Annotated in this window: 18 protein-coding genes and 1 riboswitch; of the genes, 9 read left to right on the forward strand and 9 right to left on the reverse strand. The window is 73.8% G+C overall.

Annotated features, from left to right (window positions below; genetic code table 11):
* Positions 1-314 precede the first annotated feature (314 nt).
* Positions 315-1,499, reverse strand: coding sequence for a hypothetical protein (locus tag IF19_RS0130770; RefSeq protein ID WP_030117236.1), 1,185 nt, complete (start codon positions 1,497-1,499; stop codon positions 315-317).
* Positions 1,500-1,610: 111 nt separating this feature from the next.
* The gene (cobN, locus tag IF19_RS0130775; RefSeq protein ID WP_030276652.1) at positions 1,611-5,216 is read right to left on the reverse strand and encodes a cobaltochelatase subunit CobN; all 3,606 of its coding nucleotides are present in this window, start codon (positions 5,214-5,216) and stop codon (positions 1,611-1,613) included.
* 93 nt (positions 5,217-5,309) lie between these two features.
* A riboswitch (cobalamin riboswitch) is annotated at positions 5,310-5,395 on the reverse strand.
* A 186-nt stretch (positions 5,396-5,581) separates the two neighbouring features.
* Here cobN and IF19_RS0130780 point away from each other — a divergent pair.
* The 3 genes from IF19_RS0130780 (at position 5,582) to IF19_RS0130790 (ending at position 9,299) form a co-directional block, all read left to right on the forward strand.
* The gene (locus IF19_RS0130780) at positions 5,582-7,051 is read left to right on the forward strand and encodes a cobalamin biosynthesis protein CobG (RefSeq protein ID WP_030121674.1); all 1,470 of its coding nucleotides are present in this window, start codon (positions 5,582-5,584) and stop codon (positions 7,049-7,051) included.
* Between the two features lie 98 nt (positions 7,052-7,149).
* The gene (locus tag IF19_RS0130785) at positions 7,150-7,776 is read left to right on the forward strand and encodes a precorrin-8X methylmutase (protein ID WP_030117535.1); all 627 of its coding nucleotides are present in this window, start codon (positions 7,150-7,152) and stop codon (positions 7,774-7,776) included.
* The gene (locus tag IF19_RS0130790) at positions 7,776-9,299 is read left to right on the forward strand and encodes a precorrin-2 C(20)-methyltransferase (protein WP_030117536.1); all 1,524 of its coding nucleotides are present in this window, start codon (positions 7,776-7,778) and stop codon (positions 9,297-9,299) included. Before IF19_RS0130785 ends, IF19_RS0130790 begins: the two co-directional genes overlap by 1 nt.
* 52 nt (positions 9,300-9,351) lie before the next feature.
* Here IF19_RS0130790 and IF19_RS0130795 read toward each other — a convergent pair whose 3' ends face one another.
* Positions 9,352-10,110 carry a cobalt-precorrin-6A reductase gene (locus IF19_RS0130795; RefSeq protein ID WP_030117537.1) on the reverse strand — a complete coding sequence of 253 codons (759 nt, stop codon included), beginning with the start codon at positions 10,108-10,110 and terminating at the stop codon, positions 9,352-9,354.
* Positions 10,111-10,127: 17 nt separating this feature from the next.
* On the opposite strand from IF19_RS0130795, the gene IF19_RS0130800 reads away from it, so the two are divergent.
* Both IF19_RS0130800 and IF19_RS0130805 read left to right on the forward strand, forming a co-directional pair.
* Positions 10,128-11,330, forward strand: a complete 1,203-nt coding sequence (locus IF19_RS0130800; RefSeq protein WP_030117538.1) for a cobalt-precorrin-5B (C(1))-methyltransferase — start codon at positions 10,128-10,130, stop codon at positions 11,328-11,330.
* A gap of 219 nt (positions 11,331-11,549) precedes the next feature.
* Positions 11,550-13,070, forward strand: coding sequence for an NHL domain-containing protein (locus tag IF19_RS0130805; RefSeq protein ID WP_030121675.1), 1,521 nt, complete (start codon positions 11,550-11,552; stop codon positions 13,068-13,070).
* Between the two features lie 52 nt (positions 13,071-13,122).
* Here the strand turns inward: IF19_RS0130805 and IF19_RS0130810 are convergent, their stop codons facing one another.
* The gene (locus IF19_RS0130810) at positions 13,123-13,623 is read right to left on the reverse strand and encodes a hypothetical protein (protein ID WP_030117540.1); all 501 of its coding nucleotides are present in this window, start codon (positions 13,621-13,623) and stop codon (positions 13,123-13,125) included.
* A gap of 40 nt (positions 13,624-13,663) precedes the next feature.
* Positions 13,664-14,758 (reverse strand): hypothetical protein, encoded by a 1,095-nt coding sequence (locus IF19_RS0130815; RefSeq protein WP_030117541.1) that lies wholly within the window; start codon positions 14,756-14,758, stop codon positions 13,664-13,666.
* A 372-nt stretch (positions 14,759-15,130) separates the two neighbouring features.
* Here IF19_RS0130815 and IF19_RS0130820 point away from each other — a divergent pair, with 372 nt between their 5' ends.
* Positions 15,131-15,850 carry a hypothetical protein gene (locus tag IF19_RS0130820; protein WP_030117542.1) on the forward strand — a complete coding sequence of 240 codons (720 nt, stop codon included), beginning with the start codon at positions 15,131-15,133 and terminating at the stop codon, positions 15,848-15,850.
* Between the two features lie 67 nt (positions 15,851-15,917).
* Positions 15,918-17,750, forward strand: coding sequence for an RICIN domain-containing protein (locus tag IF19_RS0130825; protein ID WP_030276654.1), 1,833 nt, complete (start codon positions 15,918-15,920; stop codon positions 17,748-17,750).
* 349 nt (positions 17,751-18,099) lie between these two features.
* Here the strand turns inward: IF19_RS0130825 and IF19_RS0130830 are convergent, their stop codons facing one another.
* From IF19_RS0130830 to IF19_RS0130840, 3 genes are read right to left on the reverse strand one after another with little or no spacing between them, the layout of a single operon-like run.
* The gene (locus IF19_RS0130830) at positions 18,100-19,314 is read right to left on the reverse strand and encodes a threonine synthase (RefSeq protein WP_030276656.1); all 1,215 of its coding nucleotides are present in this window, start codon (positions 19,312-19,314) and stop codon (positions 18,100-18,102) included.
* Between the two features lie 19 nt (positions 19,315-19,333).
* On the reverse strand, positions 19,334-20,089 hold the full coding sequence (cobM, locus tag IF19_RS0130835; protein WP_030117546.1) for a precorrin-4 C(11)-methyltransferase: 756 nt from the start codon (positions 20,087-20,089) through the stop codon (positions 19,334-19,336).
* Entirely contained in the window at positions 20,086-21,366 is a 1,281-nt protein-coding gene (locus IF19_RS0130840) for a bifunctional cobalt-precorrin-7 (C(5))-methyltransferase/cobalt-precorrin-6B (C(15))-methyltransferase (RefSeq protein WP_030117547.1), read from the reverse strand. Before IF19_RS0130840 ends, cobM begins: the two co-directional genes overlap by 4 nt.
* Before the next feature lie 254 nt (positions 21,367-21,620).
* Between IF19_RS0130840 and IF19_RS0130845 the strand changes: the two genes are divergently transcribed.
* Together IF19_RS0130845 and IF19_RS0130850 are read left to right on the forward strand one after the other, a co-directional pair.
* On the forward strand, positions 21,621-22,031 hold the full coding sequence (locus IF19_RS0130845) for a YciI family protein (RefSeq protein WP_030117548.1): 411 nt from the start codon (positions 21,621-21,623) through the stop codon (positions 22,029-22,031).
* A 207-nt stretch (positions 22,032-22,238) separates the two neighbouring features.
* A complete protein-coding gene (locus IF19_RS0130850; protein WP_030121681.1) occupies positions 22,239-23,531 on the forward strand; it encodes an RNA polymerase sigma factor in 1,293 nt (430 codons plus the stop codon).
* 106 nt (positions 23,532-23,637) lie between these two features.
* Here the strand turns inward: IF19_RS0130850 and IF19_RS1000000138520 are convergent, their stop codons facing one another.
* Positions 23,638-24,531: a discoidin domain-containing protein gene (locus IF19_RS1000000138520; RefSeq protein WP_267882453.1), complete on the reverse strand. Its 894-nt coding sequence runs from the start codon at positions 24,529-24,531 to the stop codon at positions 23,638-23,640.
* Between the last annotated feature and the right edge of the window lie 342 nt (positions 24,532-24,873).

Here is a 24,873-nt window from a genome sequence, read left to right on the forward strand (position 1 = left end):
CCGCAGACCCCACCCCCACCATCGCCGCCCCCACCACCGGGATCCGCACGGGCACCGGGGTCCACACCGGCACCGGGATCCACACCGCCGCCGAAGCCACCCGGCCACGCGGCGCCCCGCACGTCCTTCCTGTCGCCGAAGCCCACCGCCTGCCCCGCGACCGCACCACCGGGCCCGGCACAGAACACGCCGGACCGCCCGACCGGCTTCCTGTACGGGCGCTGGTTCGTGCCCGTGGTCTCCGTACTGGCCGCGGCGGTGGTCGCCGGTCTGGTGGTCCTGTTCTCCGGGTGACCCCGGCCCCGCCCCCGACCTCAGCCCGCCTTCGCCACCGGCCGCCGTTCCACGATCCGGGCGGTGGCGTCCGCGTCCAGGTGGGCGGTGCCCTCCTCGCCGGTCACGGTGACCCGGACCCGGGGGCCCACGCCCTGCCAGGCGCCGGGGTCCGGTGCCACGTCGATGCGCCAGCTCTGCGGGGTGCGGACGCCGAGCGTCGTACGGGCCTCGCGGACCAGCGCGGGGAACAGTTCGTAGGGGAGCATCTGCACGTGCAGCGTCTCGGCGGGCGGGAGTGCAGAATCGCCCCGGATCTCCATGCGGCGCTCCCGGATGGTGATCGCGGTGACGTCCGAGGTGCCCGCCCGCTCCGCCAGCTCCGTGACCGTCTCCCGCATCCGGCCCGGGACCAGCAGCGACGACGGGCCGGAGACCGTGGTCGAGGTGGTGAACGTCCGGGAGACGGAAGCGGATACGGAGGCGGAGGCGGACGACGTGACGGCGGGCCGCTCCGACGCGGGCCCCGCCGCGTCGTCGGACGCGAACAGCTCGCCCCGGAACAGCAGCACCACCAGCGCCGCGCCCGCCAGGAAGGCGAAGAGCACCAGCACACACCAGGAGCCCTCGCCCAGCCCCGGGTTCTCCACCAGCGTGGACGCGGGGGCCGAGTCGATCTCCGCCGCCTCCGCGCGGCGGCTCCACTCCGGGGTCGGGCGGGTGACGATCCGCACCTCCCAGGGCTCGTCCGGGCGGTACTCCACGACGGCGGTGCCGCCGGGCCGGTAGGCGGGGATGTCGACCAGGTTGATGTGCTGGTCGATCACCACGCGGTAGGCCGGCCGGCCGTCCGCCGGCTCCGGTGCGACCGTCAGCCGGAACTCCACCGGGACGTCGGCCGATTCGCCGTTCGTCGCCCGCAGGTCCTCGATCCGGGCGAGGGCGGTCCGGGTGACCGGCGGTGCGTCCGGCCCCGGGCTCCGCCGCCCGGCGACGAAGCCGATCAGGACGAGGAGGAGCAGGACCCCGCCGCCGGTGAGGAACACCGTGGCCCGCCCCAGGATCACGCCGACCACGACGGCCGAGGCCGCCGCCCCCGTCACTCCCGACGTGAAGGTCAGGCGCAGCCCGGCGAGCGTTCGGCGGAAGGCCGAACTCTCTTGCTCAGTAAGGCCGTTCCCCCCGGCCGGGTCCTGCGCGACCGGCCCCCGCCCCGTTGTCCCCATGACCGCGATTGTGCCGGTCGGGAGCGGCCCGGGGCAGGGTCCGGCGGAAGAACGCGGAAGAAACACGGAGCGGGCCGCCGCGCTCCGCCCGCCGGGCCCGCCGCGGCGAGGTCAGTCCTCGCCCTCCAGGTTGCCCTCCGTCTCCAGGTACACCTGGCGCAGCGCCTCCAGCACCGCCGGGTCGGGCTTGGCCCACATGCCGCGGGACTCGGCCTCCAGCAGGCGTTCCGCGATGCCGTGCAGGGCCCAGGGGTTGGCCTCCTGGAGGAACTGCTTGTTCTCCGGGTCGAGCACGTACGTCTCGGTGAGCTTGTCGTACATCCAGTCGGCGACGACGCCGGTCGTGGCGTCGTACCCGAAGAGGTAGTCCACCGTCGCCGCCAGCTCGAACGCGCCCTTGTAGCCGTGGCGGCGCATGGCCTCGATCCACTTCGGGTTGACCACGCGGGCGCGGAAGACGCGGGACGTTTCCTCGACCAGGGTGCGCGTGCGGACCGTCTCGGGGCGGGTGGAGTCCCCGATGTACGCCTCCGGGGCCGTGCCCTTCAGCGCGCGGACGGTGGCCACCATGCCGCCGTGGTACTGGAAGTAGTCGTCGGAGTCCGCGATGTCGTGCTCGCGGGTGTCGGTGTTCTTCGCGGCGACCTCGATGCGCTTGTAGGCGCTCTCCATCTCCTCGCGGGCCGGGCGGCCGTCGAGTTCGCGGCCGTAGGCGTAGCCGCCCCAGACCGTGTAGACCTCGGCGAGGTCGGCGTCGGTGCGCCAGTCGCGGGAGTCGATGAGCTGGAGGAGGCCCGCGCCGTACGTGCCGGGGCGGGAGCCGAAGATACGGGTGGTGGCCCGCCGTTCGTCACCGTGCTCGGCCAGGTCGGCCTGGGTGTGCGCCCGTACGTGGTTGCGCTCGGCGGGCTCGTCCAGCGAGGCGGCGAGGCGTACGGCGTCGTCCAGCAGCCCCACCGTGTGCGGGAACGCGTCGCGGAAGAAGCCCGAGATGCGCAGCGTCACGTCGATGCGGGGGCGGCCCAGCTCCTCGTACGGGATGGGCTCCAGGCCCGTCACCCGGCGCGAGGCGTCGTCCCAGACGGGGCGGATGCCGAGCAGCGCGAACGCCTCCGCGATGTCGTCGCCCGCAGTGCGCATCGCGCTCGTGCCCCAGAGGGAGAGGCCGACCGAGGTGGGCCAGTCGCCGTTGTCGGTGCGGTAGCGGGTGAGGAGGGATTCGGCCAGCGCCTGGCCCGTCTCCCACGCCAGCTTCGAGGGGACCGCCTTCGGGTCCACCGAGTAGAAGTTGCGGCCCGTGGGGAGCACGTTGACCAGGCCCCGCAGCGGGGAGCCGGACGGGCCCGCCGGGACGAACCCGCCGTTCAACGCGTGGACGGCGTGGGTGAGTTCGTCGGTCGTGGCCGCCATGCGCGGGACGACCTCGGTGGCCGCGAAGGTGAGGATGTCGGCCACGGCTCGGGGAAGGCCCGCCGCCACCGTCGCCACGGCCTCCGGCGCCCAGTCCGCGTCGTCCATCGCCTGGACCAGGGCGCGCGCCTGCTCCTCGATCTCGTCGGCGGCGGTGCGGGTGGCGGCCGACTCGTCCAGGCCGAGCGCCTCGCGCAGGCCGGGGAGCGAGGCCGTACCGCCCCAGATCTGCCGGGCGCGGAGCACGGCCAGGACCAGGTTGACCCGGTCGTTCCCGGCGGGCGGGTTGCCCAGCACGTGCAGGCCGTCGCGGATCTGGACGTCCTTGATCTCGCAGAGCCACCCGTCGAGATGCATGATGAAGTCGTCGAAGCCCTCGTCCTCCGGGCGGTCCTCCACCCCGAGGTCGTGGTCGAGCTTGGCCGCCTGGATCAGCGTCCAGATCTGGGCGCGGATCGCCGGCAGCTTCGCCGGGTCCATCGCGGCGATCTGCGCGTGCTCGTCGAGGAGTTGCTCCAGCCGCGCGATGTCGCCGTAGCTGTCGGCGCGGGCCATCGGCGGCACCAGGTGGTCGATCAGCGTGGCGTGGACGCGGCGCTTGGCCTGCGTGCCCTCGCCCGGGTCGTTGACCAGGAACGGGTAGACGAGCGGGAGGTCGCCGAGGGCGGCGTCGGGGCCGCAGGCGGCGGAGAGGCCCGCGTTCTTGCCGGGCAGCCACTCCAGGTTGCCGTGCTTGCCCAGGTGGATCATGGCGTCCGCGCCGAAACCGTTCTCCTCGGCGGAGGCGGCGATCCAGCGGTAGGCGGCCAGGTAGTGGTGGGACGGCGGGAGATCGGGGTCGTGGTAGATCGCGATCGGGTTCTCGCCGAAGCCGCGCGGCGGCTGGATGAGGATGAGGAGGTTGCCGCGCCGCAGGGCCGCGAGGACGATGTCGCCCTCCGGGTTGGCCGACCGGTCCACGAACATCTCGCCGGGGGCCGGGCCCCAGTGCTCCTCCACGGCGGTCCGCAGCTCCTCGGGGAGTTCGGCGAACCAGCGGCGGTAGTCGGCGGCCGGGATGCGCACCGGGTTCTTCGCCAACTGCTCCTCGGTCAGCCACTCCTGGTCGTGGCCGCCCGCGTCGATGAGCGCGTAGATCAGCTCGTCGCCGTCGCCGGAGACCAGGCCCGGGATCTCCTCCTCGGGCCCGAAGTCGTACCCCTCGGCGCGCAGCCGGCGCAGCAGGGCGACGGCGCTGGCGGGGGTGTCGAGGCCGACCGCGTTGCCGATGCGGGAGTGCTTGGTCGGGTAGGCGGAGAGGACCAGCGCGATCTTCTTCTCCGCGTTGGGGATGGTCCGCAGCTTCGCGTGGCGTACGGCGATCCCGGCGACCCGGGCGGCCCGCTCGGCGTCGGGGACGTAGGCCGGGAGCCCGTCCTCGTCGATCTCCTTGAAGGAGAACGGGACGGTGATCAGCCGGCCGTCGAACTCCGGCACCGCGATCTGGGTGGCCGCGTCCAGCGGGGAGACGCCCTCGTCGTTCTCCTCCCAGGCGCTGCGCGGGCTGGTGAGGCAGAGCGCCTGGAGGATCGGCACGTCGAGCTGGGTGAGCGCGCCCGCGTCCCACGACTCGTCGTCGCCGCCGGCCGACGCCTCGGCGGGCTTGGTGCCGCCCGCCGCGAGAACGGTGGTGACGATGGCGTCGGCGGAGCGCAGCGTCTCGACGAGGTCGTCCTCCGGCGTACGGAGGGAGGCGACGTACAGCGGGAGCGGGCGGCCCCCGGCGTCCTCGACCGCCGTGCACAGCGCGTCCACGAACGCGGTGTTCCCGCTCATGTGGTGGGCGCGGTAGTAGAGGACGGCGACGGTCGGCGCGCCCTCGGGCGCCGTGCGGGCCTCCCGCTCCAGCGGGCCCCACGCGGGGGCCGGGGCGGGTGGCTCGAAGCCGTGGCCGGTCAGCAGCACCGTGTCGGAGAGGAACCGGGCGAGCTGCTCCAGGTTGGCGGGCCCGCCGTGCGCGAGGTAGGCGTGCGCCTCGGCCGCGATGCCGATCGGCACGGTGGAGGCGGCCATCAGCTGGGCGTCGGGGGCCTGCTCACCGGTCAGCACGACGACGGGCCGCCCGGTGGCCAGCACCGCGTCCAGCCCCTCCTGCCACGCGCGTACGCCGCCGAGGAGCCGTACGACGACGAGGTCGACGCCCTCCAGCAGCTCCGGCAGTCCGCCGAGGTCGACGCGGGAGGGGTTGGCGTACCGGTAGCTGACGGGCCCCTCGGATGCGCGGGCGCTCAGGAGGTCGGTGTCGGACGTCGACAGGAGCAGGATCATGCTGCGTCAGGCCTTCCTCGGGGTGTCCACGCCCCGGGCGGTGTCGGAGGGTCTCCCCGGGCGTCCCGGCGGCTGCCGGGCACTCGGGGAAGGGAGTTCCTGACTCGTCCGGCTGCCGGTGGTGGCGGCGGCCGGACTCACAGTGGCGGGACCGCGCCGGATTCTCACCGGGCTTCCTCCCCTGTCGCCGTCTGGCGATGGCGGCCTGAACGGACCACCGCCTGCATCCTAAGCGGCGGGGCGCGGCCGGGGCAGGGGGCGGGGGTGCGGCGGTGATCACTGTGCGGGCGGGCCCTTCCCGTGGGCCGGGCCACTGTCCCCCAGGTCACAGCGGCGGGCCCGCCGCTCGGATCGGCACGGTCGGTATGCTCGCCGCCATGCCCGATTCCGCCCCCTCGCCCCTTTCCGCGGGCGGCCCAGCCCTCCGCGACGGCGGTGACGCCTGCCCGGGAACGCTGCGGCTGCACCGGGCCGACGACGGTGCGCTGGCCCGGGTGCGGGTGCCCGGCGGGGTGCTGAGCGCGGACCGGGCGGAGGCGCTGCTCGCGGCGGCCGGCCGGTTCGGGGACGGTGAGTTGCATCTCACCTCGCGCGGCAACGTCCAGCTGCGCGGGCTGGGCGCGGAGTGCGGCGGCGGGCTCGCGGAGCTGCTGGCCGGCGCCGGGCTGCTGCCGTCCGCCGCGCACGAACGGGCCCGCAACATCGTGGCCTCCCCGCTCGCCGGGCTGGACGGCTCGCCCGCGCTCGGGGAGCGGCTGGCCGAACTGGACGCCCTGGTCTGCGCGTCGGCGGCCACCGCCTCGCTCTCCGGCCGCTTCCTCTTCGCCCTCGACGACGGCCGGGGCGACGTGGACGCGCTCGGCGCCGACGTGACCCTGATCGCGGACGGCGACGCCTTCCTCCTGCGGATCGGGCCCGGCGACGAGGTGTTCCGCATCCCGGCGGCAGAGGGCCCGCGCGCCGCGCTCCGGGCCGCCGAGGCGTTCCTGCGCGCCGCCCGGGACTCCGGCGCCTGGCGCGTGAAGGACCTCCCCGACCCCGTACGGTCCGAGCTGGTCCGAGCCGTCGGAGCGGCGGCGGGCCCGGCCGAGCACCGGCCCCGGCCGCGTACGGCGAAGGCCCCCGAGCCGGGCACGCACGGGACCGGGGACGCGGTGGAGACCACGCCCGGATCCGGGGCCGCGCCCGAGACCACGCCCGGGCCCGGGGCCGCGCCCGAGACCACGCCCGGCTCCACGGACGCGCTGCCGGACGCCCACCGTCACGCGAACCCCCACGGTCCCGCGCACACGGCCGCCCCCGCCAACCCGCCGCAGGCTCCACCCGCTTCCGCTGCCGCGCTCGCCGTCGACGTACCCCTGGGGCGGCTCACCCCCGGCCAGTGGCGGTTGCTCACCGCGACCGCGCGGCGGTACGGCGGCGAGCTGCGGCTCACCCCCTGGCGCGGGATCGTCGTCCCCGGCCCCTTCACCGGGGCCGAGGCGGCCGACGCGCTCGGCGCCCTGGCGGCGGCCGGGCTGATCACCTCCCCCGACTCCCCCTGGACCGGCGTCGGCGCCTGCATCGGCCGCCCCGGCTGCGCGAAGTCGCTGGCCGACGTGCGCGCCGAGGCGGGGGCCGCCCTCGGGCCGGCCGGGCGGCTCCCTGTGTACTGGTCCGGGTGCGAACGCCGCTGCGGCCACCCCCACGGGGAGTGGATCGACGTGGTCGCCACCCCGGACGGGCACCGGATCTCGTACGTGCGGGGAGAGCGGCGGGACCCCCCGGCCACGGTCCGGGACGATCCGGCCGCGCTGGCGGCGGCGGTCGCCGCGGCCCGCGCCCGAGCCCTCTGACCCCCTGGCCCCGCCCGACCCGCCGCCCGCCGCCCCACCACGCGCCCGCCCCGACCCCCTGACCCTCTGATCCGTCAGCTGAAGAAAGCGACAGCACTGTGCACCAGTACGAGAAGGACGGACCGGCGATCTACCGCCAGTCCTTCGCCACCATCCGCGCGGAGGCGGATCTGGCCGGGCTGCCCGCCGACGTCAGCCAGGTCGCCGTCCGGATGATCCACGCCTGCGGCATGGTCGACCTCGTGCGCGACCTCGCCTTCTCGCCGAACGCCGTGGCCGACGCCCGCGCCGCCCTGCGTGCGGGCGCGCCGATCCTCTGCGACGTGGCGATGGTGGCCAGCGGGGTCACCCGCAAGCGGCTGCCCGCCGACAACGACGTGGTGTGCACGCTGTCCGACCCGTCGGTGCCGGAGCTGGCCGCGAAGATGGGGACGACGCGCAGCGCGGCGGCCCTGGAGCTGTGGCGCGACCGGATGGAGGGCGCGGTGGTGGCCGTGGGCAACGCGCCGACCGCCCTGTTCCGGCTGCTGGAGATGATCGAGGAGGGCGCCCCGCGCCCGGCCGCCGTCATCGGCGTCCCGGTCGGCTTCGTCGGCGCGATGGAGTCGAAGGAGGCCCTGGCCGAGCATTCGTCGGGCCTGGAGCACCTGATCGTCCGCGGCAGGCGCGGCGGCAGCGCGATAGCGGCGGCGGCGCTCAACGCCATCGCGAGCGAGGAAGAGTAGTGACGACTCCGGCGAAGGACACCGGCACCGGCACCGGCCGGCTCTACGGGGTCGGGCTCGGCCCCGGCGACCCGAACCTGATGACCCTGCGGGCCGTCCAGGCCATCGGCGACGCGGACGTCGTGGCGTACCACAGCGCCCGGCACGGCCGCTCGATCGCCCGGTCCATCGCGGCGGCGCACCTGCGGTCCGACCATATCGAGGAGGCTCTGGTCTACCCCGTCACGACGGAGACCACAGACCACCCGGGCGGCTACCGGGGCGCGCTGGAGGAGTTCTACGAGAAGGCCGCGGCCCGTCTCGCGGCGCATCTGGACGCGGGCCGCACGGTCGCGGTGCTCGCCGAGGGCGACCCGATGTTCTACGGCTCGTACATGCACATGCACAAGCGGCTGGCCGACCGGTACCCCACCGAGGTCATCCCGGGCGTCACCTCCGTCAGCGCCGCCGCCGCCCGGCTCGGCACCCCCCTCGTCGAGGGCGAGGAGATCCTGACGATCCTGCCCGGCACGCTGCCGGAGGAGGAGCTGACGGCGCGCCTCGCCGCGACGGACACGGCGGTGGTGATGAAGCTGGGGCGGACGTTCCCGGCGGTGCGCGGGGCGTTCGAGGCGTCGGGGCGGCTGGGCGAGGCCCGGTACGTGGAGCGCGCGACCATGGCCGGGGAGCGCACCGGCGAACTGGCGGACATCGACCCGGAGTCGGTGCCGTACTTCTCCGTGGCGGTGCTGCCGAGCCGGGTGGACGCGCCGCGCCCGTCGCCCTCGGCGGGCGGCGGGGTCGTGGTCGTCGGCACCGGCCCGGCGGGCCCGCTGTGGCTGACGCCGGAGACGCGCGGGGCGCTCGCCGCCGCCGACGACGTGGTCGGCTACACCACCTACCTGGACCGGGTGCCGGTCCGGCCGGGCCAGGCGCGGCACGGCTCGGACAACAAGGTGGAGTCGGAGCGGGCCGAGTTCGCCCTGGACCTGGCCCGGCGCGGCCGCCGGGTCGCGGTGGTCTCGGGCGGCGACCCCGGGGTCTTCGCGATGGCGACGGCGGTCCTGGAGGTGGCCTCGCAGGAGGCGTACGCGGACCTTCCCGTGCAGGTCCTGCCCGGGGTCACCGCCGCCAACGCGGCGGCCGCCCGCGCGGGCGCCCCACTCGGCCACGACTACGCCACGATCTCCCTCTCGGACCGGCTCAAGCCGTGGGAGGTCATCGCGGAGCGCCTGCGCGCGGCAGCCGCGGCGGACCTGGTGCTGGCGCTGTACAACCCGGGCTCCAAGTCCCGTACATGGCAGGTCGGCCAGGCCCGCGACCTGCTCCTGGAGCACCGCTCGCCGGACACCCCGGTGGTGCTGGCACGCGATGTGGGCGGCCCGACGGAGTCCGTACGGACGGTGCGGCTGGCCGATCTGGACCCGGCGGAGGTGGACATGCGGACACTGCTGATCGTGGGGTCGTCGCAGACGCGGTGGGTACGCAGGGGCGAGGGCGGCGACACCGTCGTCTGGACCCCGCGCCGCTACCCGGAGGCGTAGGGCGTGTCCGGCGCACCGTGACCGGGTCCGCTCCTGGTCCGCCGGTCACTTCCTAGAACCGGCGCACCCACTCCACGGCCTCGTCGGGCGTCGCGGCCACCGGCACCCCTTCCGGCACCGGTGGCCGCCGCACGACGACGACGGGGATCCCGGCTTCGCGGGCGGCGGTGAGCTTGGGGGCGGTGGCGTCCCCTCCGCTGTCCTTGGTGACGAGGACGTCGATCCGGTGGCGGCGCAGCAGCTCCCGCTCGCCCTCCAGCGTGAACGGCCCCCGGTCGAGCAGGACCTCCATCCGGGCCGGGCAGGGCGGCTCCGGCGCGTCGACGGACCGCACGAGGAACCACAGCGCGTCGAGGTCCGCCCCCGCGAAGGCGGCGAGCCCCATCCGCCCGGTGGTGAGGAAGACCCGCTCGCCGAGTGCGGGCAGCAGCCCGGCGGCCTCGGCCAGCGATCCGGTGGAGTGCCAGTGGTCACCGTCCTGGGCGACCCAGCCGGGCCGGCGGAGGGCGAGGAGGGGAACATGGGCCAGGGCGGCGGCCTCGGCGGCGTTCCGGCTCATGGCGGCGGCGAAGGGGTGGGTGGCGTCGATGAGGGCGTCCACGTCGTGCTCACGCATCCACGCGGCGAGCCCCTCGGGCCCGCCGAACCCGCCGACGCGCACCTCACCGGGGGGCAGCCGGGGGGCGGCGACGCGCCCGGCGAGCGAGGTGGTGACCCGGACGCTCCGGTCACCGGCCAGGCTCTCGGCCAGCCGGCGCGCCTCGGTCGTACCGCCCAGAACAAGAACACGCACGGCAGCAGGCACAGGCATCGGAACGGACTCATCTCATGAACGCTGAGGCGCGGGGCGCGGACGGCAGCGGGGCGGGCACGGCGGGCGGAGGCACCGGCGCGGCGGGCGGGGAGGCGCGGGGCGGTCGCAGTGCCCAACTCAAGCACACCGGTCTGCGCCCCGGCTGGACGACCGGCGCCTGTGCGACGGCGGCGACGACGGCCGCGTACACGGCGCTGCTGACCGGCGACTTCCCGGACCCGGTGTCCATCACGCTGCCGAAGGGCCAGACGCCGGCGTTCGCGCTGGCGGTGGAGGAGCTGACACCGCAGGGGGCGAGCGCCGGGGTGGTGAAGGACGCGGGCGACGACCCGGACGTGACGCACGGGGCGCTGGTGCGATCGACCGTACGGAGGCTGCCGCCGGGTTCCGGCGTGGTGTTCCGGGCCGGCCCGGGCGTGGGCACGGTCACCCTCCCCGGCCTGCCGCTGGAGGTCGGGGAGCCCGCGGTGAACCCGGTGCCGCGCCGGCTGATGCGCGAGCACGTGGAGCGGGTGGCGGCGGAACACGGCGCGGCGGGCGACGTGGAGATCACGGTGTCGGTCGACCACGGCGAGGAGATCGCCCGTTCCACGTGGAACGGCCGCCTGGGCATCCTGGGCGGCCTGTCGATCCTCGGCACGACGGGCGTGGTCGTCCCCTACTCCTGCTCGGCCTGGATCGACTCGATCCGCCGGGGCGTGGACGTGGCGCGGGCAGCGGGTCTGACCCACGTGGCGGGCTGCACCGGCTCGACGTCGGAGAGGACGGTGGTCGCGGAGTACGGTCTGCCGGACATCGCGCTCCTGGACATGGGCGACTTCGCGGGCGCGGTCCTGAAGTACGTACGCCGTCACCCGGTCGACCGCCTCACGGTCTGCGGCGGCTTCGCCAAACTCTCCAAACTCGCGGCGGGCCACCTGGACCTCCACTCGGCCCGCTCCCAGGTGGACAAGCCCTTCCTCGCCGACCTGGCCCGCACGGGCGGCGCGGACGAGGACCTGGCCTCCCGCATCGCCACCGCCAACACGGGCCTGGAGGCCCTGCGCCTGTGCGAGGCGGCGGGCGTCCCCCTGGGCGACCTGGTGGCGGCCCGCGCCCGCGACGAGGCCCTGTCGGTCCTGCGCGGCGCCCCGGTCGCGGTGGACGTGATCTGCGTCGACCGGGCGGGGGCGGTGGTGGGGCGCTCCGTCCGCCCCTCCGTCAACGGACCGACGTAGCCGGCCGCGCGGAACTGCGAGGGATTCCGGAGGTTCTCCAGCCCGGAACCCGCGCACCACTGCCCGTCCGCACCTGCACCCCCCTCCGAGGAGGAGTGCGTCAACTCGACGCGTGGATGAACTCGTTGGTGACTTCGCCGACCGGGCCCCCGTACGTCTTGTTGGAATCGTTCGACAACCGGCCGTAGTGGGCGATCGGTGAAGGGCGGAGGGAAGACGATGAGCACTGCTCGGACGGAAGCCGGTGGCGAGAGTTTCGTCCCCGAGATCAGCACGGTCGCGGGGACCGGGACCGCGGGGTTCAAGGGGGACGACGAGCCGGCCGTCGCGGCGCAGTTGAATCGTCCGTACGGCATCGCGCTGGACGGTTCCGGCAGCCTCTACTTCTCCGACTACAACAACCACCGGGTCCGAAAGATCAGCACCGACGGGAAGATCCGCACGGTCGCCGGCGCCGGGGCGGGTTACCGGGGCGACAACGGCCCTGCGGTATCGGCTCAGCTGAACTGTCCGCGCGAGGTGGCGGTGGACGCCGCGGGCAGCGTCTACGTCACTGACGCCGCCAATCACCGGGTCCGGGTGATCACCACCGACGGGAAGATCAACACCGTCGCGGGTACAGGCACCGCGGGGTTCAGTGGTGACGGGGGCCCAGCCGACAAGGCCCAGTTGAACTACCCGTTGGGGGTGACGGTGGACAGCACCGGCGCCCTGTACATCTCGGACCACAGCAACAACCGGGTCCGGAAGGTCGGGGCCGACGGGAAGATCAGCACGGTCGCGGGGACCGGGGCGGCGGGGTTCAAGGGAGACGACGGCCCAGCGGCTTCGGCGCAGTTGAACCGCCCGTACGCCTTGGCGGTGAGCCCCGAGGACGTCCTCTACATCACCGACGGGAACAACCACCGGGTCCGCAAGGTCGCGGCCGACGGGACCATCAGCACGGTCGCCGGCAAGGGCACCGCGGGGTTCAGCGGCGACGGCGGTCCGGCGACCTCTGCCCAGCTGAACCTGCCCCTGGGGATCGTGGTGGACAGCACGGGGAACCTCTACATCTCCGACTACCACAACCACCGCGTCAGGAAAGTAACGCCGGACGGCGAGATCACCACGTTCGCCGGCAAGGGCACCGCGGGCTTCGGCGGCGACGGAGAACCGGCCGCAGCCGCCCAGCTGCACCATCCGTTCGGGCTCGCCGTGGACTGCGTCGACACCCTCTACATCGCCGACCACCTCAACAACCGGGTCCGGAAGGTCGTCTCCGAGAAGATGGCCGGGCTGCCCGAGTCGGGCACGGTGGTCTCCTGGTCCAACGTGCGCAGCAGGCTGCGGATGGGGGTCCTGCGGGAGTCCACTGCGGACGGGGCCGAGATCCATCAGGCACTCGCCTCCCCCAGGGCTCACCAGCGGTGGCGGCTGATCGCGTCGGGCCAGGACGACGGCGAGGTCCTGTACCGGATCGAGAATCTGCGCAGCGGCAAGGTCCTGGAGGTCGTCGGAGGAGGCACCGTGGACGGGGCGGTGGTCGCACAGCGCGCCTACGGGGGCAGCGACGCCGACCACCAGCTGTGGAGGTTGATTCCGGTGGGTTCGGGGACCGACACTCCGCAGGTGTACGAGATCGCGAACCGCAACAGCGGTCTGCTTCTTCGCGTCGACACCAACGCCCCTACGGTGATCAAGCAGTACGGCGCGCAGGGCGACCACCGCGGCCGGCAGTGGCAGCTGTTGCCCGCGTGAACGCACGAGTGGCCAGGGGCGATGTCGCTCCTGGCCACTCGTGCGCGGGAACCTACTGGGGGTCGGAAGGCTTCTCGGCGGAGGCTTTGGGTGCCTTGGGGGGCTGTTCGGCCTTGGGCGATGCCGGGGTGTCGGGAGCCTTGAAGTCGTCCCTCTTCGGTGCCCGCAGGTCCTCGTCCTTCTGCAGGTCGCCGTACTGCTTCACTGTCTCGCTGGACTTGTCCATGCCGGCGGCCGCGGCCGTGGAGACCGATCCGGGGTCCTGGGCGTAGGCGGCCTGGGTGCCGGCGGAGTCCTGGGTGGTCTGGATGAAGGAGGCGAGAAAGCCCAGGATGGCCCGGGCTTCGGGCGCCTGTTCCCGCACGGTCTTCGCCCGGTGTGAAGCGCCGTGGATTCCGCTGGTGAACAGGCTCGTCGTCGTGTCGTCGTACGTGTCGTCGTCGGCGTCCTCGAAGTCGACGTCCGCTCCCGGTTGCGGCTTGTCGCGGTCGGTGGTCACCGAGAAGAGCCCCGCGCCCGTTCCCGCGGAGTCGAAGACGTTTTTGAACACCATGGTTGTCACCTCTGGTCGTCGTGGCGGTGTCGCCCGCTGGTCAGGGCGCCTTGTACAGATCTCGGTCGCTGTCGGTGAGGCTCTCTCCGTCGAACATCGTGTGGTGGACCTCCAGGGCGGAGACGACCTCGGCCAGACCCGTCATGCGGAAGCCGCCGCCGGCCAGGTCGAGGTCAGCGATGTCGCGGGCGACCAGCTCGTCGAGACCGGGGTGGTCGCCCGCCTGCGGGGGAGAGAGGACGGCCACCGGCACCGCGTACTTCACCGCGAGCAGCCCGGAGAAGGTCACCGGGATCTCGTAGGTGTACTGCTTGAGGGCACGGCGCTGGGTGACCATGGTTTCCACGCGGGAGCCTGGCGGGACCTTGCCGGAGATCTGCGACTTCGACGCCCAGCTGGTGGTCAACGAACCGCCGACGGAGGCCGCGATCCCCAGGGCCAGCGCGGCGTTGAGCGCGGCGGTGCCGGAGGCGCTGCCCGTGGTGGTGAAGTCCACCGAGCCGGCCAGCGAGGTCGAGGCGGAGTTCGTCATTCCGTTGGCCACCGAGGTGTCGACGGTGTTGGCGTTGTCCACCCCCACGCTGTCCTTGCTGTTCTTGTTGGTCACCGTGTTGGCGTTCTTGTTCGCCATCTCGTTCTTGAGCTGCGTCCCCAGCTGTCCCTGCAGGTTCAGGCCGAGCTTGTTCTGCAGTTGCAGCTGGAGCTGGGCGCTGACGCTGCCGCCGAAGGTGAGCTTGGAGTCTCCCGAGAGTGACCAGGTGGCCCCGTTCGACACGGTGAAGTCGACGGAGTCGGTGAAGGTCATCTCGGACTGGCTGCGATTGACGTAGGTGCGTGAGGAGAACGAGTCGGGCGGGGGCTGGGTGATGTTGCGCCGTTCCTCGATCAAGGGCTCGCCGAGGTTCATGTAGGCGAGCCAGCCCAGCCCGTACGCCGTGCCGGGGAAGGAGCCGAAGCTCGACTTGTTCACGGAGAAGCCGACGGGCTTGTGCCGCACCCCGTAGTCGTCGACGTAGACCAGGTTGGGGTGGTCCAGGATGGCCTGCCAGGTCTGCTCGATGTTGAGTTCCCGCAGGTTCTTCTTCGTCAGCGGCCGGCGCTTGGCCCGTTCCAGGTTGTACGCATTGGAAGGCAATTTCTGTCCTCGACTGATCTGGCCGAAACCGCACTGGGTGAAATGGCAAAAAATAAATTCGCACACGCTCCGACAAGCGAAGCTAGCAGCGGCTCCATCACCCGAGAAGGCCACTCCTCGTATCGCACTCAAACGGGTGATCAAGAATTCCCGGCGAACCTGATTCACCCGATCGATGACCTCACAGGAGTTCATCGCACCTCCCTGACCTCGAAAGTTGCCACTTTGGGCGTATTTACTCCGATCGCACATTCGCTTATGAAGCTGAACCGATCGCGGGCGGTGGAGCTTTTGGTAAGAGCGCGTGATAAACCACTTCACTGAGCGCCTAAGGCGTTGTTCTCCTCATCAAGAACAGGCGAGGTTTCCACGTTGTATACCCAAGAGCGCACGGCGATGGCGAATTTGGTGGTCGGTGGCCCGGTAGCGGTGAACAGCTACGACAACGCGATCGTCGCCGCGCTGGTCGAGAACCGGCCGGTCATGCTCGTCCACGCCTTCAACGGCGGTTACCTCCGGCCCGCGGAACTGGCGGCGAGCAGCCACGACAAGGGCGTCAAGCTGGCCACCGCGCTCGACCCGGCCACCAAGGACGCGCAGGGCCACCTCTGGCACATCACCCCCGGAGGCTTCTTCGGGCAGCGCCCGCTGTACTTCATCGAGAGCGCCGCGGGCCAGGTGACGCCCCCGCCCGCCGGCACGGCCGACGCGGCTGCCGGCCGCGGTGACGACGGAGCGCCGAAGCCGCAGCGCAGGCGCGTCACCGTCCACCAGGACGCCCCGCAGAGCACGGCCGACACCCTGCAGGTTGGTCTGCCCGCCAAGGTGGCCGACAAGTGGCGCGGGAAGAACGGGGCGGTGGAGGACACCCAGCTGTGGGTCGTCACGGTCACGCCGTGGGGCGGGATCACCTTCGTGCCGATCACCCACCCCGACGCCATCCTCGGGTTCAAGGACCACACGGTGGCGAAGGACAGCGAGGCGCGGCTCACCTACAACTGGGGCGGGGACTTCACCGGCACGGTCATCAACACGTTCTACCCGCGGCTGCCCAACGAGTGGGACGTCCCTTACCACCACGTCTTCACGTGAGCCGCGGCCACCATCGCGCCACACCTGTCCCGAGCCGTCGCACCACCCGCCCGGAAGAGGCACCACCATGCCCGTGCCCACGCAAGAACTGAAGTTGGAGATCGTCAACGCCGCCACAGGCCAGCCCCTCGGCGCCAAGGCCGTACCGGGAGCGGACGGGGCGCTCGTCGTCCGCGACCACCCCGAGGGCGGCCCGCGCCCGCAGCAGTGGCGCCTCGTCCCCGCCCCGGGTCCGCAGGACGAGCCGACGTACGTGATCCGCAACGCGGTCAGCGGCAAGGTGCTCGACGACCCCGCCGCCGCGGACCGCGGCATCCGCCAGTGGGATGCCGCGGCCAACAGGAGGAGCCAGCAGTGGCACCTCGTCCCCGTCGACGGCGAAGCGGGTCACTACGTCATCGAGGGCGCGGCCGGTGGAACCGTTCTCGACCTCGCCGAACCCGGCCCTGACGACACCCGGATCGTCCTGGGCGAGTACGACGACAGCGCGCGGAGCCAGCGATGGCTCCTGCTACCGGCAGAGCCGGAGCGCATCAGCGACCTCGTCCTGTCCTGGGCACCGCTGGGCCACTGGAACAGCCGCCGGTCCTGGCGGCTGACCCACGACAGGACCGCCCTGCGGCCGACGGCCGACGCGACGCCCTCCTTCAGCAACGTACTGCTGGTCCTGGAGAAGTTCGGCAGCGACCAGGACGCCGGCGGGTGGAAGACCGACAGGCCCGACCGCCGTCCTGCCGGCCAGGCGGGCTGGTGGTCGGGGCTGGGCGACCGCTTCCTCGCCGACACCACCGGAAGGGGGATCGCGGACATCGTCGGGCTGAAACCCGCGAAGGGGGCGGTCACCTGCTCCAGCCGAGGGGACGGGACGTTCGAGGACGAACGGGTTCTCCACCCGCCCGCGCCCTCCGCCACGCCCAAGGATCTGTGGACACTCGCGGACCTCGCCGGCGAGAGCCGCCCCGGCGTCGTCGTGCTTGCCGCCGACGGGGTCCGGGTGTCCACCCAGGACGAGGGCGGCACGTTCGCGCCGGCCGGCGGCGAACTGGTCCTGAAGGCGTTCGGCCACGGCCCACAGGCCGGCAGTTGGCTCGCCGACAAGCACCCCAGGTTCCTCGCCGACACCACCGGCGACGGCAGGCTCGACGTCATCGGCTGCCACGACGACGGCCTCTGGGTATCCCTCCAGGACGACGACGGAAAGTTCGCACCACTCCCCGACGAGCCCGCCCTCCGGGCGTTCGGCCACAGCGAGGAGGCCGGCGGCTGGCTGGTCGACAAGCACCCCAGGTTCCTCGCCGACACCACCGGCGACGGCAGGCTCGACATCGTCGGCTGCCACGACGACGGCCTCTGGGTATCCCTCCAGGACGAGGAAGGGACCTTCGCCGAACCCCTCTACGTGCTCGACGAGTTCGGGGTCGATCAGGGGTGGAGCTCCCCCGACGAACACCCCCGGTTCCTTGCGAGGACGACCCGCGACGGCGCGGTGGACATCGTCGGCTTCGGTCCACAGGGCGTGGTCGTCGCCCGCGGGCGCGGCGACGGCACGTTCGAACCGGGCAAGCTCGTCCTGAACGACTACGGGCAGGCCCAGGGGTGGACGGGCGGGAAGCACCCCCGCCTCCTCGCCGACACCACCGGCGACAAGAACCCCGACGTCATCGGCTTCGGCAACGAAGGCGTCTGGGTGTCGCACAACAAGGGCGACGGCACCTTCGAACAGGCCCAGTTGGTCTGCCGCGGATTCGGGTACGACGAGGACGCGGGCGGCTGGCGGGTCGACCGCCATTCACGCTTCCTGGCCGACATCACCGGCGACGGCCGCGTCGACATCGTCGGCTTCGGCGGCCCGGGCGTACACGTCGCCCGTAATCTCTTCCGCCGCTTCAGAACCCGGTGACCCACAAGCACGTCACCTGTGGGCAGCCGCTGCTCGGAGCTGCCTGACGAAGGAACTCGGACCGCGGCCTCCGGCGCGCTGACCCCGCCCGCGCGGACCGTACGCTCCCCGGGCCGTACGGCCCCCGGGTTCCGCCCGGCCCCGGGCCCGTTCCACAGTGGAACCCCCGTTGTGCCGTGGGTCGGACGGGCGGTGGCCGGGCGGAGGTCGGTGCCGCCAGGCGCGCCGCCCTCGTCCGGGCCCTGGCCGACCCCGATGGCCTGACCGACCCCGCCTGGCGGACGGCGTTCGGGAGAGTGCCCCGGCATGTGTTCGTCCCGCAGTCGGTGGGGTGCCGCTCGGCCCCGGTTCAGCTCCGGATGCCCTCCGCCCGCAGCCGCGCCCGTACGTTCTCCCACGACGGGTCCACCGGTGCGAGGTGGTGGTCGCCCACCCGGGTGTCCTTGAAGCCGCTGGATGTGGTGACGCAGACCACCGGGCCCTCGATGGTCTCGTCGTCCGGCAGGGTGCGCAGACCGGCGAGGCCCGCCGCGGCGGACAGCTCCACCCACAGGCCCTGGCCCGCGAGTTCCGCCTGGGCGCGGTGCATCGCCGCGTCGTCGACCGTCAGCGCGCGGCCTTCGCTGACGGTGATCGCGCGCACCCCGCGGTAGCTGTTCACGGGGCAGGCGATGCCGTACGCCTCCGTGTCCCCCACCGCCACCTCGGTGGCGGGCAGGCCCTGCCGCAGGGCCGACGCGAGCGGGCCCCCGACGGCCGGTTCGCAGCTGAACAGGCGGGGGACGCGGGAGACGAGGCCGAGGCGGTGGAGCTCCGTGAACCCCTTCGCGATGCCGAAGAGCAGCTCGCCGTAGCCGGTGGGCACGAAGACCGCGCCCGGGTCCACGATGTCGGCCGCGATCTCGTACGCGACCGTCTTGTACCCCTCGGGCCCGAAGGCGTGCCCGGTGTGGAACGGGGTGAGGTTGCTGACGGGGTGGAAGCCGAACTCCTCGGCGATCCGCTCGGTCAGCGGCCACCGGTGGGCGGTCTCGACGGGCAGCACCACCGCCCCGTACGCGCTGAGGAACGACGCGACGGCGGGCGGCAGTTCGGGCGAGCCGAGCACCACGCAGCGCAGCCCGGCCCGCGCCGCGTACGCCGCCGCGGAGGCGCCGTGGTTGCCGGAGGAGGCCACGACCACGCCCGGGGCGCCGATGGCCACGGCAGCGCTCACCGTGCAGCGGTTCAGCCGGTCCTTGTGGCTCCATGTGGGGTTGCGCGACTCGTCCTTGACGTACACCCCGTCACCGATCGCGATCAGCGGGGTACCGCCCTCACCCAGTCCGGGCGCGGCCAGCGGCGGGAGCAGGGGAGCCCAGCGGTCCAGGCCGGAGCGCGGCCGCCCCTGCCCGGTGATGAAGTCGGACGTCACGCGGGCGTAGTCGTAGTCGATCTCCAGGGGGTACGACATGGTGTCCGAGCTGGTCCGGGGGCAGCCACGCGTCAGCGGCGGCCACAGCGGATAGCTGATGTCCGGATCGCCCAGGGAACGTTGGCCGGTGGCCAGGGAAGTCGTGGTCATGGTCCCGAAGTCTAGGAACTCAGGAACCGCACGCTCCCCGGTCGCGCCCCACCGCGTACAGGTGGCTGTCGCGGAACTGCTCCGCCCCGAGCGTCCGGCCGACCATGATGACCGCCGTCCGGATCACCCCGGCCTCCTTCACCTGCCCGGCGATCGAGTCCAGCGGGCCGCGCAGGATGATCTCGTCCGGGCGGGACGCCATCGCCACCACCGCGGCCGGACAGTCCGCCCCGTAGTGCGGGAGCAGTTCCGCCACCACCCGGTCCACGTACCGGGCCGCCAGGTGCAGCACGATCAGCGCGCCGCTGCGGCCCAGCGTCGCCAGGTCCTCGCCCTCCGGCATCGCCGTGGCGCGCTGCGCGATCCGGGTCAGGATCACCGTCTGGCCGACCGTCGGAACGGTCAGCTCGCGCTTCAGCGCAGCAGCAGCCGCCGCGAACGCGGGGACGCCGGGCACCACCTCGTACGGGATCCCCGCCTCGTCCAGGCGCTTCATCTGCTCGTTCACCGCGCTGAACACCGACGGGTCGCCCGAGTGCAGCCGCGCCACGTCGTGGCCCTCCGCGTGCGCCCGGACCAGTTCGGCGGTGATCTGTTCGATGTCCAGGTCCGCCGTGTCGACCAGCCGGGCGCCCTCGGGGCACTCGGCCAGCAGCTCCACCGGAACCAGGCTGCCCGCGTACAGGCAGACCCGGCTGGCGGCGAGGATCCGCGCGCCGCGCACCGTGATCAGGTCGGCGGCGCCGGGGCCCGCGCCGATGAAGTACACCGTCATGATCGATCTCCCTTGTCCGAACGCACCCCGGATTCCGGGGACTTGACCACAGACCACTGGGTCACCGGCATCGCCTGCCGCCAGCCGGTGAAGCCGCCGACCGGGACCGCGTGGGCGACCGCGAGCCGCACCAGCTCGCCGCCGTACGCCGCGTGCCGTCCGGCCAGCAGCGCCTCCGACTCCAGCGTCACCGTGTTCGCGACCAGCCGGCCGCCCGGCCGCAGCGCCTCCCAGCACGCGTCGAGCAGGCCTGGCGCGGTCAGCCCGCCACCGATGAACACCGCGTCGGGCACGGGCAGGCCGGCCAGCGACGCGGGCGCCGGGCCGGTGACGACCCGCAGGCCGGGGACGCCCAGGCGTTCCGCGTTACGGGTGATCCGCTCGGCCCGCACCGCGTCCCGCTCCACGCTCACCGCCCGGCAGGACGGGTGGGCCCGCAGCCACTCGATCGCGATGGAGCCCGACCCGCCGCCCACGTCCCACAGCAGCTCCCCCGGCGCGGGCGCCAGCGTGCCCAGGGTGGCCGCCCGGATGTGGCGCTTGGTGAGCTGGCCGTCATGCTCGTACGCCGCGTCCGGCAGACCTGGCACCGTACCGAGCCGCAGCGCGCCGGCGGACGGCAGGCACTCGACGGCGACGACGTTCAGCCGGTCGCCCGGCGGGTGCGCCCACTCCTGCGCGATCCCCTCGGCGCACCCCTCGTCCTCGCCGCCCAACTGCTCCAGGACCCGCAGCCGGCTCGGGCCGAAGCCCCGGTCGGTGAGCAGGGCCGCGACCTCGGCGGGGGTGGACGCGTCCGCGCTCAGCACCAGCAGCCGGCGCCCCGGATACAGGGAGGCGGCGAGCCGGGCCGCCGGGCGGCCCACCAGCGTCACGACCTCCGTGTCCTCCAGCGGCCAGCCCAGGCGCGCGCAGGCGTACGAGACGGAGGACGGGTGCGGGACGACGCGCAGCCCCTCGGGCCCCAGCTCCTGCGCCAGCGCGCGCCCGATCCCGTAGAACATCGGGTCCCCGCTGGCCAGCACCGCGATCCGGCGCCCCCGGTGCTCGGCCAGCAGCCGGGGCACGGCCGGCCGCAGCGGGGACGGCCACGCCACCCGCGCTCCGGCGCACTCCGGCGGAAGCAGGTCCAGCTGGCGCCCCCCGCCGATCAGCACCTCCGCCGCGACCAGCGCCTCCCGGGCCGCGCCCGACAGACCGGGCCAGCCGTCCGCACCGATCCCCACGACGAAGACCGGGTGCGAGGAGGCGGCGGCCGGGGGCGGAACGGGTGACACGTCGGAACCTCGATCAGCGGCGGGGGTACGGGGGCGAGGGAGGCGGGAGTACGGGGACGGGGAAGGCGGGAGGAGCGTGCGCCGCGCGGGCGCGACGCTGCCGAACTTTACTGAACGCCCTGTTCCGCGCCGTCCGCCGGGTGAATCCGAGAAGACCGCGCGCGTGGTGTCGAGAACGCCGCATCGGCCCCGACGTCCCCTGTGCAGCAGGAAGAAGAACGACGAACGAGCGAGCGATCACGGAGGCGACGGTCATGAGGTATCTGGTGATGGTCCAGGGCAGCCAGGCGGACTACGACGCCCAGTCCGGCAAGGGGAGCGCCGACAGCCCGGTCTGGGACGAGAAGGCGATCCAGGCGATGTTCGCCCACATGGGCGCCATCAACGACGATCTCGCGGAGTCGGGCGAGCTGATCACCGGCTACGGGCTGAAGGAACCGGCGGCGGGCCGCGCCGTCAGCCTCGACGGAGAGGGCCGCCCGGTCGTCTCGGACGGGCCGTACAGCGAGACGAAGGAGCTGCTCGCCGGGTTCTGGGTGCTCGACTGCGAGAGCCTGGAACGGGTCACCGAGATCGCGGCCCGGGTGGCGCGCTGCCCGCAGCCGGCCGGGGCGCCCGAGTACCCGGTGCTGATCCGCCCCGTGGACGGCGGGATCGACGACTAGGAGGCGGGATCGACGGGTGTGCGTCCGGTCGGCCGGACGCACACCCGTCGGGCGGACAGCCGACCGTCCGGCCGCCGACCGGTAGATGCCCCTTTCGGCGTGTGGCGCTCGGCCGTGCCGGGTGATCGACTGGTCCCGCGCACCGCATCGACGGCACACGGCGCGCGGGGCCCGCCTCGTACGCCCCGGCGCCGCCCGGGGAGACACATGGACGGTACGACCGACGACGTCATCGAAGAGCTGGTGCGCCGGCACGCGCCGCAGGTCCTCGGCGCGCTCGTCCGCAGGTACGGTCACTTCGACCCGGCCGAGGACGCCGTCCAGGAGGCCCTGATCGCGGCGGCCGGGCAGTGGCCCCGGGACGGGATCCCCGACAACCCGCGCGGCTGGCTGATCCGGGTCGCCTCCCGCCGGCTGACCGACCGGCTCCGCAGCGACGAGGCCCGCCGCAGGCGTGAGAACACCGCGGCGGCGCTCACCCCGGCGGACGCCTTCGTCACCCCGCCGCCCGACGCGGCCCCCGGCGGCCCGGACCGGGCGCCCTCCGAGGACGACACGCTCACCCTGCTCGTCCTGTGCTGCCACCCCGCGCTCTCGCCCGCCGCCCAGATCGCGCTCACCCTGCGCGCGGTGGGCGGCCTCACCACGGCGGAGATCGCCCGCGCCCACCTGGTGCCGGAGGCGACGATGGCGCAGCGGATCAGCCGGGCCAAGCGGGCGGTGCGCGGCACCCGGTTCCCGCGCCCGGACGCCCGGGAGCTCGACCGGCGGCTCGGCGCGGTGCTCCAGGTCCTCTACCTGATCTTCAACGAGGGGTACACCGCCACCGCCGGCCCCGACCTCCTCCGTACGGACCTGGCCCGTGAGGCGATCCGGCTGACCCGGGCCGTCCGCCGGCTGCTGCCCCACGAGGGGCGCGTGACCGGGTTGCTGGCGCTGATGGTCCTCACCCAGGCGCGCGCTCCGGCGCGTACCGGCGCGGACGGCGCGCTGATCCCGCTGGACGAGCAGGACCGCGCCCTCTGGGACCGTACGGCCGTCGCGGAGGGCATCGCCCTGGCCGAGGAGGCTCTCTCCCAGGGCCCGGCCGGGGACTACCAGCTCCAGGCCGCGATCGCCGCCCTGCACGACGAGGCGGAGCGGGCCGAGGACACCGACTGGCCGCAGATCCTGGCCCTGTACGACCTCCTCGTGCGGCGCACCCCCGACCCCGCCGCCGCGCTGGGCCGGGCGGTCGCCGTGGCCATGGTGCACGGGCCCAGGGCCGGCCTGGCGGAGGTCGACGCGCTGGAGGAGGCGGCGGGGGCCGCGGGCACGGCCGGGGGAACGGCGGAGGCGGCGGCGCGGCACTACCGGCTCGACGCCGTACGCGCCCATCTCCTGGAACGGGCCGGGGACCCGGCCGCCGCCCGTACCGCCTACCGCGCGGCCGCCGACGCCACCCTCAGCGAGCCCGAGGCCCGCTATCTCCGAAGGCGCGCGAACGAGCTGGACGGGTAGCGGCTCCCCGGCCACCGCCGGCGACCGCCGCCACGGCCGTCGTCACCTTCGCCGTCGCCTTCGCGGCCGCTCCCGCAGCCCCAGCAGCCCCATCAGCCCCCGTCGCTCACTCCCGGCGTCCGAAGAACTCGACCTCCGCGAGCGCCGTACGCCGCTCCTTCCCCGTGCCGTACGCAGACGCGACCGTGATCCGGGCGCTCACCGTGCCCGACCCCCGTACGTCGAAGGTCTGCTGGCCCGCCTGGTCGCGCAGCCGGATCGTGCGGCCGGTCTTCTCCCCGTCCTCCGACGTGAGCTCCACCGTGAGACGTGCCGGGCGGCTCTGCGTCAGGAACTCGTCCTGGCGGGCCGACGTCCCGGAGAACACCACGATCTTCATCATCCGTACCGGCTGCGCGAAGTCGCACTCCAGGTGCTCCCCGACGCCTTCGCCGGCCCGCTCCGGCGCCCAGTAGCGGTTGTTGAACCCGTCCACCGCCGCCGACGCCGGATGCCCGTCCGCCTCGCTGGACGCCCGGCAGACGGCGGGCGGCACCGACTCCGGAGCCCCGGTCTCCTGCCGGGCGAAGCCGAACAGCCCCGAGAGGTGCGGCAGCGCGAACCAGACGCCCACCGCCAGCAGGACCAGCACGATCGGCAGGCCGAGCCTCGGCCGCCGCCAGCCGCGCCGGGGCCGCGCCCCCGCCGCACGGGTCCGCCGGGGGCGGCGGCGCAGGAGCCGCCGCCACCACGGCGGGCGGCCCCCGGGCGCGGGCCCGGGGTCCAGCAGCAGGGCGCACCGTCGGCACAGGATGCGGTCCGGGGCGTTCTCCGTACGGCAGTTGGGGCAGACGACCGTCGCACGGGCGGGTGTGGACCGGCCGGGCCCGTCACCGGACCCCCGGCCGCCGTCCGGCCACGCGTCGGGCCCGAGCGCAGGCCCGGGCGGCAGGTCCCCCGGCCGCCTGGGCGCCGCCCTCCCGGACACCGGGGGCGCGGGCTGCGGCGCAGTGACGGGCATCGGCGCGGGGGACGCCACCGGCGCGGGCGCGGGAGGCGTCACGAAGGGGGCGGGGGCGTCGGACGGGGCGTCGGACGGCCGCCCGCCCGGGCCGGACCCCGGCGCAGTGGGCCGCACGCCTTGCCCCTGCGCGTCGGGCCGCTCACCGGAACCGGAGCCCGGTGCCGTGGCGGACGGTTCACCGGAGCCGGAGCCGGCACCGGCACCGGACCCCGCTGCCGTGCCGGACCGGTCACCGGAGGCGAGGCCGCCACCCTCCGGCCCGGGTCCCCCCTCCGGTCCAGGTCTCCCCTCCGGCCCAGGTCTCCCCTCCCGCCCCGGTCCCCCCTCCGGCTCCCATCG

The sequence above is a fragment of the Streptomyces californicus genome, from assembly GCF_000717645.1.
GTDB classification, from domain to species: Bacteria; Actinomycetota; Actinomycetes; order Streptomycetales; family Streptomycetaceae; genus Streptomyces; species Streptomyces californicus.

What these genes read in the sequence shown, in the direction of transcription:
- IF19_RS0130770 (WP_030117236.1), bottom strand. Translation starts at nt 1,499, where the DNA reads ATGGGGACAACGGGGCGGGGGCCGGTCGCGCAGGACCCGGCCGGGGGG.
- cobN (WP_030276652.1), bottom strand. Translation starts at nt 5,216, where the DNA reads ATGATCCTGCTCCTGTCGACGTCCGACACCGACCTCCTGAGCGCCCGC.
- IF19_RS0130780 (WP_030121674.1), top strand. Translation starts at nt 5,582, where the DNA reads ATGCTCGCCGCCATGCCCGATTCCGCCCCCTCGCCCCTTTCCGCGGGC.
- IF19_RS0130795 (WP_030117537.1), bottom strand. Translation starts at nt 10,110, where the DNA reads ATGCCTGTGCCTGCTGCCGTGCGTGTTCTTGTTCTGGGCGGTACGACC.
- IF19_RS0130800 (WP_030117538.1), top strand. Translation starts at nt 10,128, where the DNA reads ATGAACGCTGAGGCGCGGGGCGCGGACGGCAGCGGGGCGGGCACGGCG.
- IF19_RS0130805 (WP_030121675.1), top strand. Translation starts at nt 11,550, where the DNA reads ATGAGCACTGCTCGGACGGAAGCCGGTGGCGAGAGTTTCGTCCCCGAG.
- IF19_RS0130810 (WP_030117540.1), bottom strand. Translation starts at nt 13,623, where the DNA reads ATGGTGTTCAAAAACGTCTTCGACTCCGCGGGAACGGGCGCGGGGCTC.
- IF19_RS0130825 (WP_030276654.1), top strand. Translation starts at nt 15,918, where the DNA reads ATGCCCGTGCCCACGCAAGAACTGAAGTTGGAGATCGTCAACGCCGCC.
- IF19_RS0130830 (WP_030276656.1), bottom strand. Translation starts at nt 19,314, where the DNA reads ATGACCACGACTTCCCTGGCCACCGGCCAACGTTCCCTGGGCGATCCG.
- cobM (WP_030117546.1), bottom strand. Translation starts at nt 20,089, where the DNA reads ATGACGGTGTACTTCATCGGCGCGGGCCCCGGCGCCGCCGACCTGATC.
- IF19_RS0130845 (WP_030117548.1), top strand. Translation starts at nt 21,621, where the DNA reads ATGAGGTATCTGGTGATGGTCCAGGGCAGCCAGGCGGACTACGACGCC.
- IF19_RS0130850 (WP_030121681.1), top strand. Translation starts at nt 22,239, where the DNA reads ATGGACGGTACGACCGACGACGTCATCGAAGAGCTGGTGCGCCGGCAC.
- IF19_RS1000000138520 (WP_267882453.1), bottom strand. Translation starts at nt 24,531, where the DNA reads ATGCCCGTCACTGCGCCGCAGCCCGCGCCCCCGGTGTCCGGGAGGGCG.